The sequence below is a fragment of the Ensifer sp. LBL genome (genome assembly GCF_050435225.1).
GTDB lineage: Bacteria > Pseudomonadota > Alphaproteobacteria > Rhizobiales > Rhizobiaceae > Ensifer.
The window spans coordinates 472641-485750 of the sequence record NZ_JBNDJY010000005.1 but is presented as its reverse complement, the minus strand read 5'-3'; the positions used below and the strand labels follow the sequence as shown (position 1 = coordinate 485750).

Annotated in this window: 5 protein-coding genes and 1 pseudogene; 4 read left to right on the top strand and 2 right to left on the bottom strand. The window is 63.3% G+C overall.

Features of this window, described 5'->3' with window-relative positions; genetic code table 11:
- Positions 1-517 precede the first annotated feature (517 nt).
- Positions 518-7234 carry an autotransporter outer membrane beta-barrel domain-containing protein gene (locus tag OKW20_RS22240; RefSeq protein ID WP_429175819.1) on the top strand — a complete coding sequence of 2239 codons (6717 nt, stop codon included), beginning with the start codon at positions 518-520 and terminating at the stop codon, positions 7232-7234.
- A gap of 235 nt (positions 7235-7469) precedes the next feature.
- On the opposite strand, the gene OKW20_RS22235 is transcribed toward OKW20_RS22240, so the two are convergent.
- Together OKW20_RS22235 and OKW20_RS22230 are read right to left on the bottom strand one after the other, a co-directional pair.
- On the bottom strand, positions 7470-8162 hold the full coding sequence (locus tag OKW20_RS22235) for a response regulator transcription factor (RefSeq protein WP_043619671.1): 693 nt from the start codon (positions 8160-8162) through the stop codon (positions 7470-7472).
- Positions 8159-9604 carry a sensor histidine kinase gene (locus OKW20_RS22230; protein WP_429175428.1) on the bottom strand — a complete coding sequence of 482 codons (1446 nt, stop codon included), beginning with the start codon at positions 9602-9604 and terminating at the stop codon, positions 8159-8161. Before OKW20_RS22230 ends, OKW20_RS22235 begins: the two co-directional genes overlap by 4 nt.
- A 358-nt stretch (positions 9605-9962) precedes the next feature.
- On the opposite strand from OKW20_RS22230, the pseudogene OKW20_RS22225 reads away from it, so the two are divergent.
- The 3 genes and pseudogenes from OKW20_RS22225 to OKW20_RS22215 all read left to right on the top strand — a co-directional run.
- Positions 9963-10311 (top strand): annotated as a pseudogene (locus OKW20_RS22225) (Mu transposase domain-containing protein); the annotation flags it as partial.
- Positions 10312-10732: 421 nt separating this feature from the next.
- On the top strand, positions 10733-11728 hold the full coding sequence (locus tag OKW20_RS22220) for an MsnO8 family LLM class oxidoreductase (protein ID WP_429175424.1): 996 nt from the start codon (positions 10733-10735) through the stop codon (positions 11726-11728).
- A 21-nt stretch (positions 11729-11749) separates the two neighbouring features.
- Entirely contained in the window at positions 11750-13099 is a 1350-nt protein-coding gene (locus OKW20_RS22215; RefSeq protein WP_429175421.1) for an LLM class flavin-dependent oxidoreductase, read from the top strand.
- Positions 13100-13110: the final 11 nt, after the last annotated feature.

The window sequence follows — 13110 nt, the reverse complement described above, 5'->3', positions numbered from 1 at the left end:
CGCAAAACCATTTTGGGATTGCCAGCCTTCTTGTGCCGCGCGTCCCAACCGTCGGTGGGTTGTCGTTATTCAGCATGCCCTCGGAAGGGCTCAAGCTCTCCCATGCAAGTTTTCATCAGAATTCGATAGTTTTGTTCTGTAGATTCCTTTCCCGAGTTTGGCATACCGTCCCGTCACAGTGACTTTGCATTTTCTTGGTTGGAGTCGAGCCCTTCGCGCGCATTTGCGTATGCGCCGGAGCCGACCTCGCTTGCTCCATTTTTTTTAGGGGGCTCGTCGCATGAAGTATGCCGAACGCACGGGGACAGTCTTGCAAGCATTTCGGCGTCGGTCGCGCGCCGCTTCGTCCCTGGTCCCGCAACAATCGCCATTCCTTCAAACTTCCCTTCCTCGAGTTTCTCTCGCGGATGCCGGCGTCCAGCGTGGATTAACCACCCGCGCGCCCAGCAATAATGGTTACCCGGTCAACGGTCATGGCGTTCACGTGCCGCACATTTTGATCGTGTTGGCGCTTGGCATGGGTGGAGCGGGCATTGCAGGCGACGCCTATGCAGGCTGCAGTGGCGATCCCAACCAGACAATTGGCCAGGGTAACTACGGATACACCTGGTCGGCCTGTTGGGGCGACAGCGGTGTCGATCACGACGATGAAAAGGACGGAGAAGCCGGAGCCAACATAACGATCAATACGAGTGCGACGTATACCGCCGGCGAAGGCCTTCCTTATGTCATGCCGACGGACTCCGCCGGCGGCGTCATCATGACCTACACGATGGGTGGCGCCGGTGTCGACGAGGGACGCGCTGGTGTCGGCGGGACCGTGACGATCACCAATTACGGCCCCATAACCCTGTCTCAATCCGCAGATCCGGGGTCCATCGGCAGTTTGATTTCGGCAACGAGTTTCGGCGGCTCGGGAGACGGAGACAATGACAATTACAAATCGAACGGTGGCGCTGGCGGCGCCGGAGGCGCGATAACGATCACCAACTATGGGATGCTGGCCGTGGAATCGCTCAAGTCGACCACGGCCAGAGGCATGGCTGGGATCTTCGCCGTGAGCAAGGGAGGCAGCGGTGGCGAACAAAACAGCGGCGCGACCGGCGACCAGGTGGGGGGCAGCGGGGGCAACGGCGGCACCATCGGCATCGTCAACACCGGGCAGATTACTCTCGGCAGCCCGACGAGTTCGCTGAACGGCCTCAACTATGCGTGGGGTCTTGCTGCCGAATCCATCGGCCAGCAGGGCGGCCACGACAACGGCGCGGGCGGTGCGGGTGGCTTCATCGATATCGCGAACGGTTCTTCCGGCAATACAACCGTCGGCGCGATCAGCATCTACGCCAACGATACCGACAGCGTGCGCGGCATCCATGCGCAGAGCCAGGGTAGCGACGGTACGGCTTCGCGCGACAGCTCCGATGAAGGCGGCGTGGGCGGAGGCGGCTCGGTCGTAAATGTCGACACCTACGCAGACATGACGATCGTCGCCACCGGCGAAGTGGGCGAGCTTTCGGGCGGCGTCGTCGCCGTCACTCGGGGTGGAGATGGTGGCGACGGCTGGAGTTCGAATGTCGCCGGTGCCGGCGGCGAGGGCGGCAGGCCCGGCAGTGGGATCGCCGCAACGACCGTGACGGTCCATTCGGGCACCATTTCGACGAAAGGCGATTATCTTGGCGGCGTAATCGCGTTGAGCCAGGGCGGACGCGGCGGCAATGGCCAGGACGGCGAGAAGAACAGTTCCGGCGGGCGAGGGGGGAACGGGGGGCAGATCCAGTTGAACCTGTCCGGTGGCAGCGTTCAGACGGATGGCCGCTACGCTTACGGTCTGTTGGGCCAGAGCATTGGCGGCCAGGGAGGCAATGGCGGCGACGACACTGCCATTGTCGGCACGAGTGGCGGGGGCGGCTATGGAGGGGACGCCGGTAGCGTGGGCGCCTTTACAAGCGCCGCCTCCAGGATTTCGACAACCGGGGACTACTCCGCCGCCGTCACCCTGCATTCCATCGGCGGCGGTGGCGGCACCGGCGGCGACTTCACCGACGTGCTCGGTGGCGGAGCGGGCAATGGCGGCAATGGCGGCACTGGCAACACGGCTATCATCAACAACAACGCAGCGATCGCGACCGCGGGCGCGCATTCCTACGGTATCCTGGTCCAGTCGATCGGCGGCAGCGGCGGCACGGGCGGCATTGCCGCCGGGCTCACGCTCGAGTTGGGCGGCGATGGCGGCAGTGGTGGGGCGGCTGACACGGCAAGCGTCCTCAATGCCGGCATGATCACCACCTCCGGCTATTCGGCGCACGGCATTATCGCCCAGTCGATCAGCGGCGGCGGCGGCGCGGCGGGCATGGCTGGCGGAATTCTGTCGATCGGTGGCTCCGGCGGCTCCGGTAACTATGGCGGCAATGCGCAGGTTCAGAATTCTGGCGTCATCAGTACCGGCGGGGATGCCGCCATCGGCATCCTGGCGCAATCGATTGGCGGCGGCGGCGGTTCGGGTGGAGGGGCGGCGGGCATCGCCACCGTCGGAGGATCGGGCAGCGCCGGCGGCAACGGCAGCGAGGCTGGCATATTTTTGACCGGCGGCTCGGTCACCACACGGGGCGAGATGGCGCATGCAATCATGGCACAGTCGATCGGCGGCGGTGGCGGCAACGGCGGCAATGCGATCGACCTGTCGGTCGGGATCCCGGCACTGGGGGTCGGTGGCAGCGCCTCGGGCGGCGGCAACGGCGGGAAAGTTTGCGTCACCAATGAAAATACCGGCGACGAATGTTCCACGGGCTCCGGTGCCTCGCAGGTGATTTCCATCGCCACTGCAGGGTCAGGTGCAGTCGGCGTACTGGCGCAGTCGATCGGTGGTGGTGGGGGCAATGGCGGCAATGCCACGGGTGGCGATGCCGGACTCGGCAGCTTTCAGATTGGTGGCGGCGGCGGTGGCGGCGGCTACGCGAACACCGCGAATGTCGGCTTCCAGGGGCTGACGCTGACAACCCAGGGCTCGCACGCCGCGGGGATCGTGGCTCAGTCGATAGGTGGCGGCGGCGGCACCGGCGGTTCGGCAAGCTCCTATTCCGCAGGTCTCGGATTCACGGCGTCGGTGGCTGTCGGTGGCACCGGCGGTTCCGGAGGTGCCGGCGGCGCGGTCGCCGTGGGCCTGACCGACAGCATTGTGCGCACCGGCCAGGACGGCGGAGATGTGACCGACGCCATCGGCGTGCTTGCACAGTCGATCAGTGGCGGCGGCGGCTCCGGCGGCTCCTCGATTGCCGAAGCGCTCACGGTGGCGGTGCCAACCGGCGAAGACGTCTCCCTGGCTATGAGCGTCTCCACGGCCGTCGGCGGCAGCGGCGGCTCGACCCATTCCGCCGGTGACGTGTCGTTGATCCTGGACGGCAGCACCGCGGTTTCGACGAAAGGCGCTTCCTCGCATGGTCTCGTGGCACAATCGATCGGCGGCGGCGGCGGCAATGGCGGAAGCGCGTCGTCGATGGCTACGACCGCCGGCACAGTGGATACCGCCAGCGCCGATATCGGTGTCTCGGTCGGGGGGGCGGGCGGCGGCGGCGGCAATGGTGGTTCTGCCACGGTCACGCTTGAAGACAGCGCCTCGGTGACGACGGCCAACGACTATGCCAACGCGATCGTAGTGCAGTCGATCGGTGGCGGCGGCGGCAATGGCGGTGTCGGAAGCGTCAACAGCAAGCAGATCGGCAGTGGCTTCAACCTGACGGCAAATGTCGGGGTCGGCGGCTCGGGCAGCGGGGGTGCCAGCGGCGGGGCGGCGACAGTCGATCTTGACGCAGGCACGGCCCTAAAGACCAGCGGGACGGGTGCGCGCGGCTTGCTCGTCCAGTCGATCGGCGGAGGCGGCGGCACTTCGCAGGGCGTCAGCGTCGGGCTGTCGGCTAGCGCCAGCCTGCCCGAAGGCGAGGAAACCAAAGGGAGTAGTGGCGATTTTTCCGCTTCGGTCGGCGTTTCCGTTGGCCGGACCGGCGGCAGTGGTGGTTCGGCCGGAACGGTAAACGTCACCACTTCAGGCAATATTGCTACCTCCGGCGCAGATGCGGACGGCGTGCTTGCGCAGTCGATCGGTGGCGGTGGCGGGCTGGGCGGCTCGGTGGGGCAGGCGAGCTCCGGCGATACGGAGCCGCTCGATGACCAAGGCGGCAGTGATTGCCTGAGCGACGACGGCGACGGTAAATCCGGCTACTGCTTCGACGTCAATGTCGGTGCCGCGATCGACGACGGCGGGACCGGTGGCACGGCCGCAAACGGCAACACGGTCACGTTGACGCATGCCGGCGGTATAAACACGACAGGCGATTGGGCCGACGGCATCGTTGCCCAATCGATCGGTGGCGGTGGCGGCGCCGGCGGTAGCTCCACCGCGTCTGGCAGCCAGGCAACAGCCAACATAACCGTCGGCGTCGGCGGTCGCGGCGGTGCGGGGGGAAATGGCGGCAAGGTCGACATCACCTTCGACGACAACCACGGCAACAGTATCAACACTTCCGGATACAGCGCCTATGGGGTGTTGCTGCAGTCGATCGGCGGCGGCGGCGGCCAGGGCGGCGACGGTTCGGATCAGGCGGCGGGCAAGATCACCGTCGGCGGCGGTTTCGGCGGTTCGGGCGGCTCAGGCGGTTCGGGTGGCCAGGTTCAGGCGCAGGGCTGGATCAATCTATCGACCAGCGGCGACGACGCGCATGGTATCGCCGCACAGTCTATCGGGGGTGGCGGTGGCGTCGGCGGTGCCGGAAGCAGCAAGGCTGCCAAGGACGAAGACAGCCACGTGATCGACCTCATTGTCGGCGGTAGCGGAGGGGTAGGCGGTCGTGGCGGCGAGGTCGATCTGACGATCGGCACCGCGCTCAGCACCTCTGGCGACCGCGCGTTCGGCCTCGTCGCACAATCAATCGGCGGCGGCGGCGGAATAGGCGGTGCCGGTGAAGCCGACAGCATAACCTCGATCGTGGTCGGGGGATCGGGCGGCAGCGACACGAACGGCGGCGCCGTCACGGTTGATCTGACGAGCGAAAGCACGGTCCACACGCGCGGCATCGGCGCACACGGCATCGTTGCCCAATCGATTGGCGGCGGCGGCGGCATTGGCGGCAGCGCTTCGGGCGCGCCGCTCTCCTTCAAAGGCAACAGTCCCGGCAGCTATGGTGACGGCGACGATGTCTCCGTCATCATAGACGGTGGCATTTTCACCGATGGCGACTATTCCTTCGGCGTGCTGGCACAATCCATCGGCGGCGGCGGCGGTTTCGGCGGCAACGCGAACAGTGCCTTCATCGGCTCGAACGGCAATCTCTCTTCGGCCGGAAAAAGCGGGGACGTAACGATCAAGCTTGATGCCGGCAATGAAATCCGAACAACCGGCAAGGACTCGATCGGCATATTTGCGCAAAGCGACGCGGGCACGGCAAACAACGGCACGGTCAGCGTGACGGTGGATGGTTCGGTGACTGGCGGTTCGGGCGACAATGGCGCCGGGGTCTGGATCTCGGGCGGGCAGAACAATGGAGTGACCGTCAATTCTGGAGGTACGATCTCGGCAGCTTCGGGCGTAGCCGTGCAATACACCGGCGGAATAAACACGTCCCCAGACGGCACGCTGATGGTGGTGAACAACGCCGGTGTCATCAACGGCAGTGTCAAAGGGGCAAGCACCGTCGACGCCAAAATATCGAAGACAGCCCGCGTCGGAAGCGACCCGGTGGTCTCCGTTGTCAACAAGGCGGGCGGGTTGCTGACGGGTGCGGAGGTCTACGAGGCTGATGTGTTCAATCATGGCCGGCTGGCGGTCGGGAATTCGGGGGCCGTCGACGCCACGAGCATAGCAGGCAACTTCGCGCAGAGCGTGGACGGCGTGCTGGCGATCAACGCCGATTTCGCCGGGTTGCGCATCGATCGACTGACGGTCGACGGAGACGCCACGCTTGCCGGAGAGTTCATGGTGAGTGCCGAAAGCGTTTTGCCGGATATCACATTGTCGTTCCTCACTGCGGGCGGCACCCTGGATCACTCGCTGAGCGCGCGATCTGCGATCTTCGACTTCGTGCTCACCCAAACCGGAAACGAGCTGTCGGTCGCGACGGGGGCAGCCCACTTTGCCGAGCCGGGATTTGCACTGAACGAAGACCAGGACAAAGTCGCCGACCACCTGCAGGAGATCTGGGATGCCGGCGGCGGTCCCTTCGGCACGCTGTTTGGCACACTCGGCTCGCTTGCCGACGGCAATGCTGGTGACTACGGGTCGGCCCTGTCCGATCTGTCGCCTGGTGTCGCGGGAGCGGCCGCTGCCGGCAGCATCGCCACGACGCGGCAACATCTCGATCTGCTGCTGAGCTGCCCGATGTTTGCCGCGGGCACCTCGTTCCTGACGGAGACGGAGTGCGTGTGGAGCCAGGCAGGTGCACAGAGGCTTGACCAGAAGACCAGCGGCGGCGTCTCGGGTTTCGACACCACGACCTATGCACTGCAGGCGGGCGCTCAGGTCGAACTGTCACCCGACTGGTTCGTCGGTTTTGCCGGGGGCTACGACCGCAACGCCATTCGTGGTGACGACGGTCGCGTCAACGCCGAAGGCGACGTCCTTTATGCCGGCGTCTCGCTGAAGCACGAGACCGGTCCGTGGCTTCTGTCGGGCGCTGTTTCCGGCAGCTATGGCTGGTACGACAGCGAGCGCACAATCCGGATTCTGGGCTTTGCCGGCCAGGCGGAGGGCGATCCGGAGGTCTACAATGTCAGCGCCCGATTGCGCGCCGCTTACACCTTCGCACAGGACGCCTACTATGTGCGGCCGCTAGTGGACCTTGATTTGATCTATTCGCACGCCAGTGGCTATCGCGAGTCGGGCGCCGGTCCGCTAGACCTCCTGATTGACGATACCCGCCAATGGAGCGTCACCACCACCCCGGCGATCGAGATTGGCACGCGCGTGGATCTGAACGAAACGACGGTCATGCGGGCCTATGCTGCCGCCGGGGTGAGCTTCAGCAGTGCTGACAGCTGGGATACGTCAGCGCGGCTGGCCAATGCACCAGTCGGCGTCGGCGCTTTCGACAGCACGGTGCCGCTAGCCGATGTGGCGGGCCGACTAAGCGCGGGCGTCGACATCGCCAACGCCGACGGCTTCAGTTTACGCGTCGGCTACCAGGGTTCATTTTCCGACACCTATTCCAGCCATGGCGGCACACTGCGGATTGGCTACAAGTTCTGAGGAAGAGGTTCGTGGTGGCCTGTCATCATAGGTCCGACTGTGGCAGCCATGACTTCTATTCGAAATTTCCGCTCAGGGGAGAACTTTGTCGCACCCCGACGTCAACGATCTATTCTCTGCAGCAATACGCGCGGGTGGTGCGCAAAACGTGGCCGCTCGCATCGACGATGGCGTTCCAGGCGTGAATCAACCGAATGACCGATACGAACATCCGGCGCCACCGTCTTGAAGATACTCATTCAACGATTGCCGTCGCTGTGAAGGTATATCCAACGCCGTAGACGACCTTGATCGGAGCCGTGAGGTTGGTGCTTTCCTCGATTTTTCGACGCAGTCGGCTGACAATGGCATCGAGATGGCCGTTGCCGAAATTCGACCTGGGACGGGCGAGGATCTCCAGCAGGTCTTCGCGCTGGCAGGTGCCGCCGCGGCTGCACAGTGCACGCATGAAGGCGAACTCGGTCGCCGTCAACTTGAGCGAACGGTGGTTGGGGGCGGTCAAAAGCCAGTTGGTGCCATCCAGCACCCATCGATCGCCGTCGCCGTTCGTGGAAGCGGACAGGGGACCGTTGCGTCGTAGCAGGCTGCGGGTCGCAGCCTCGATCTCGCGCAGCGTGCTGTGCTTGACGAGATAAATATCGGCGCCGCTCTCGAAGCCTCGGATGCGGTCGTCGCTGTCACTGAGCGCTGTCAGCATGATGATGCCGCAGCGATGGGTTTTGCGAAGCTGGCTTGCGAGCTCGAAGCCGTTTCCATCCGGCAGTCCCACATCGAGGATGACGACATCAGGCGCACGTCCCTCTTGCAAGGCCTGCTGCAGCTCATGGGCTGTCGCAACTCCGCTGGCCGAAAATCCGCATAGTCCGAGGAAATCGACCAGATCCTTGCGCAACCTGATTTCGTCCTCCACGATCAGAATGTGCGTCACGCTCTCATCTCCTCTCGTAGATCGGTGCGCACCTCGTGCGACGATGGCACGCGCACGATGGCTGTTGTTCCGGCTTGGCCGTTCGTGACGAGCTGCAACGTCCCGCCGTGATAGGCGAGAAACTTGCGAGCCGCGTAGAGCCCGAGGCCGGTACCCGTGCTCGCCTTGGCGTTGGAGGCCCGAAAGAAGCGGCGCCCGATCTTGCTGATTTCGGCGCTGGGAATTCCGATGCCCCGATCGCGGACCTGGACTATGACGAAATCCGCTTCTTCCCAGGCTTCTATGCGGATTGAAGGGTCGTCCGGCGCGTATTTCAGGGCGTTGTCGATCAGATTGATGATCACTGTTCCAAGCATGTCCGGGTCGCCGTGGAGTGAGATTGTTTCGTCGATCGGACTGAAATGCAGACGATCGCCGCGTTCCGTCATCTCAAAATGCAGTCGTGCATCCCCGATTAGGGAGCCGAGCTGCAATGGCTCGGGTTGGAAGCCATTTTCCCGGTCATCCGCCATGAACCTGTCGATGAGGGAGAAGAGTCTATTGAGCGCCTCTTCGATGCCGGCGAGCCGTTCTCGGGTTGCAGCGGGTGATGTTTCTCCGACAAGGCCGATCATGTCGGCAGCGTTGCGAATAATCGCCAAGGGCGTACGAAACTCGTGACTGACCACGCGCATGAAATCCGCCTGCTCGTCACGCAAGGCACGCTCGGTCTCGAGGCTGGCATTCAGTTTACCCTCGAGTTTCCGCCGCTCTTCGACTTCCCGCAACAGGGCATCGTGCTTCCCGCGCAGATCGGCGGAGAGCCTCGCACTCACCATGAAGAGGAGGCAAGCGAAAAAAGCGATCAGGAAGAGTGTGCCTTGCAGCAGGTACCAGGCGTTGCGATCGGCCAGGATCGGGCCGCCGTCGAAATCAGCGGACAGGCGATATTCGGCGACGCTCTGCACGATACTTGCCACCATATACTCGGCGAGAAGGCCGATGGTGATCCAGCGCAGGAGCGACGGCTGCGTCCTGTCTCGCAGGAGACCCAGGCACATCACCGACATCATGATGACCGTGAAGACGGTCGAGCTGTGAATGCGGATCGCGATGTTGTCGGTATCGACCGCTACAGCCGCGCTCCAGATCACGATCTGGCAGAAAAGAAGCGACACGCCGATCCAGGTGTAACGGGGCTGCCCCAGGAAGCGGGCAAGCCCTTCGGCAAGCAGGACGAGACCCAGCTTGATGACTATATTGTGCACCACGATCGCCAGGGCCGAAGGTTCCGGGCCGCGCACAATCATCAGGAGGAGGCCAAGGGCGATAGCCCCAAACCCTGCGGCGAGGAACTTGAGCTCGTAGAGATGACGCCACGCCCGCCATATGAAGATCCAGGCGACCGCTTGGAGGCTTGCGGTCGCCAGCGAGACAACCAGAACCGTCTTCAGATCAAGCATTTCGGCGTAATTTCCCGAATCGTCTTCCGGCTGATGTTCGAGCATACATATAAACTGATGCTCTATTGCAGCGAATATCCCTCCGCCAAGATTCTGATATTTTTGGATTTTGTCAGAATTGATCTAAATTCGCTGGTAGAAACTCACTTCAGGCTCGTTTTGTTCGAGCAGAAATACTTTTGTCTTTTTTAGCGCGGGTAGGGCTCATCGACCGCGGCGGCTGTCCTCGCGACGCCATGACATCACTTGATGTCTCATCGATTCAACGATCGTCGAAACGTGACAGCCAGATCGACGCCGTTTTCTGACGGCGCGTACGGAGCTTTCGACCAATCTGTGCAATTTGGGTCGAAGCTAAAAGCGGGTCTCGCCGACGCCTGATCACCTTCGAGCGTAATCGTTGCAGCGTGCTGGCATCCTTTGCGAGCCGACCCGTCAGCCTGTGGATTTATCCCGAGCGGCTGGTCTTTGCAGCCGAGGGCAACATCCTCTGCGAACATCCGCGGATCATAGAACGCAGTCACGACAAAACACCGCGAACGATTTACGACTGGCGGCATTACCTTGCGGTTATCCAACGTAAGCCTGGTGCTCTCCGCAATGACGCGCGCTTCCTGGAGTTGCCGTTGGCGTTTCGGCGTCTACAGTGGGTCACGGTCTTCGGTGACGCCAAGATGACGACCGCTCTGCTCGACCGCTTGACCCACCGTTGCCATATCTTGGAAACAGGAAACGACAGCTTCCGCTTCAAGACCAGCTCAGCCGCCGTTCAAGCAAGCGACCTTTAGAGCGCACGGGACCGCCACCAACAGCCACGCCTACCGCGTCCTGTCGCTCGCCAGATCGTCCGGCTTAAGCTCATAGACGGCCCCGACTGCAGAGCGGGGGCTGGCAGTCACCCACACACGGGATCGCTCGCGACGACGGCCTTGCGCCCGCCTCCTGCCTCGGTACCGATCTTCCCCGTCCGCGGACTTTCAACCGAGAAGAAAGGTATCGTCTGTTGGGCAGAGTGGAAGCGGCAACTTTTCTTGTTTCGCGCAGCGAAAGAGAACGTCATTCCTATAATCTATAAAAAATATGTATTTAATAATTTTCTATCGTAAATGGCGATGAAAGCTCCGAACCATGTCCTATCTGCTTAGCCTTCTCGACAAGAGCCCCGTCGATCCGGGGAGGACGCCAACGGAGGCCCTTCACGCGACCGCCCAGCTCGCCGCGAAGGCGGAGGAATGGCGCTATCATCGCTTCTGGGTCGCAGAACACCACAACATTCAGGGGCTAGCGAGTTCGGCGCCGGAAATCTTGATCGCCTATCTGCTGGCGAAAACGTCGAAGATCCGCATCGGATCCGGCGGCGTCATGCTGCAGCACTACAGCGCCTACAAGGTGGCCGAGAGCTTCAATCTTCTCGCCAGCCTTGCGCCATCGCGCGTCGACCTCGGCGTCGGCAAGGCGCCGGGCGGATTTCCGCTTTCGACCAGGGCGCTGCAGGCGGGGATAGATCCCGCGCTCCGACCGAATTTCGCCGAGCAGCTGGCGGATCTCAATCGTTATCTGTTGCCGCAGGAGGCACAACACTCCGACCTGCTCGCCACACCGCTGCCGCCTGTCGCGCCGGAACGCTTCCTGCTTGGAGCAAGCGTCGACAGCGCCGTCCTTGCCGCCGAAAAGGGCTGGAAGCTGGTTTTCGCCGGCCATCTCAACGGCGATCCCGACAATCTGCAAAAGACGTTCGATGCCTATGAGCGGGCGACCGGCGGTGAGCGACCGCTGCTCGCGCTCGCGGCCTTCGCCGCCGACAGCGAGGAACGGGCGCGCCAGCGCGTCGCCGAGCTGAAGATTTTCAAGGTGTTCTTCGGCAATGGCCAGAGCGTCAATGTCGGCAGCGAGGAGCAGGCCGCCGACTATGCCCGCCAGGCCGGCTTTAGCGATTACCGCATCGAGGAAAAGACACCGAGCGTGCTCACCGGCACGCCGCGGCAGGTGCGCCAGGAACTCGACGCCCTGCACCGCCGCTACGGGGTCGAGGAATTCGTCATTGAAACGCCCGCGGTCGGCGCCGCCGAGCGCCTCGCTTCGGTCGAACTCATCGCACGCGAGCGGCTGTCGCTCGCCGCCTGATCACTCCGGGAAGGATCTGTCATGACCAAGAAGAACGTCACTTTCGGTATCATGCTGCAGGGGCCGGGCGGACACATGAACGCCTGGAAACATCCAAGCGGGCCGGCCGATGCGAGCGTCAACTTTTCGTTCTTCGTGGACACCGCGCGCAAGGCGGAGGCCGCCGGCATCGCCTTCGCCTTCGTCGCCGATGGCCTCTACATCAACGAACAGTCGATCCCGCATTTCCTCAACCGCTTCGAGCCGCTGACGATCCTGTCGGCGCTTGCCGCCTCGACCTCGAAGATCGGCCTCGTTGGCACGGTCTCGACCTCCTACAGTGACCCGTTCACGGTCGCCCGCCAGTTCGCCTCGCTCGATCTGATCAGCGGCGGCCGCGCTGGCTGGAACGCGGTAACCTCGCCGCTCGAAGGGTCTGGCCGCAACTACGGGCGCGAGCATCCGGAACACGAACTGCGCTACGAAATCGCCGACGAATATCTCGATGCGATCAAGGGGCTCTGGGACAGCTGGGACGACGACGCCTTCGTGCGCGACCGGGCAACCGGCGTCTATGCCGACAAGACGAAGCTGCGCCGGCTCAACCACAAGGGACGGTTCTTCCGGATCGAAGGGCCGCTCAACATCGAGCGTTCGCGGCAGGGGCAACCGGTCGTCTTCCAGGCGGGCGCCTCCGATTCCGGCGTCCGGCTTGCCGGCAAGCACGCCGACGCGGTGTTCACCAATGGCGGGCCGATCGAAGACGCCAAGGTCTTCTACAAGCAGGTCAAACAGAGTGCGGTGGCGCAGGGGCGCCGTTCCGCCGAGATCGGCATCTTTCCCGGCATCGGCCCGATCGTCGGGGCGACGGCAGAGGAGGCCGAGGCGAAGTACAGGGCCATCCGCGATCTGGTGACGATCGAGGAAGCGCTGCTCTATCTTGGCCGCTTCTTCGACCACCACGATTTCAGCGCCTATCCGCTAGATGCGCCGTTCCCCGACATCGGCGATATCGGCAAGAACAGTTTTCGCGCGACAACCGACCGCATCAAGAAGACGGCGCGCGAGACCGCCGCCAGCCTGCGCGAGATCGCGCTCGACGTTGCAACGCCGAAAACCGCCTTCATCGGCACGGCCGAACATATCGCCGACGAGATCATCCGCTGGATCGAGGAGGATGCCGCCGACGGATTCATCCTCGGCTTCCCGGTGATTGCCGAAGGGCTCGCCGATTTCGCCGCGCATGTGCTGCCGATCCTCGAAGGCAAGGGCTACTTCAAGCGCGACCTTGAAGGAGAGACGCTGCGCGATCACCTGGGGCTCCCCTACCGCGAGAGCCGCTATGCGACGCCGGCGGTGGAAAGCAAGCGGGGAAGGGCCGTCGGGGCCTGATTGGCTTTGGC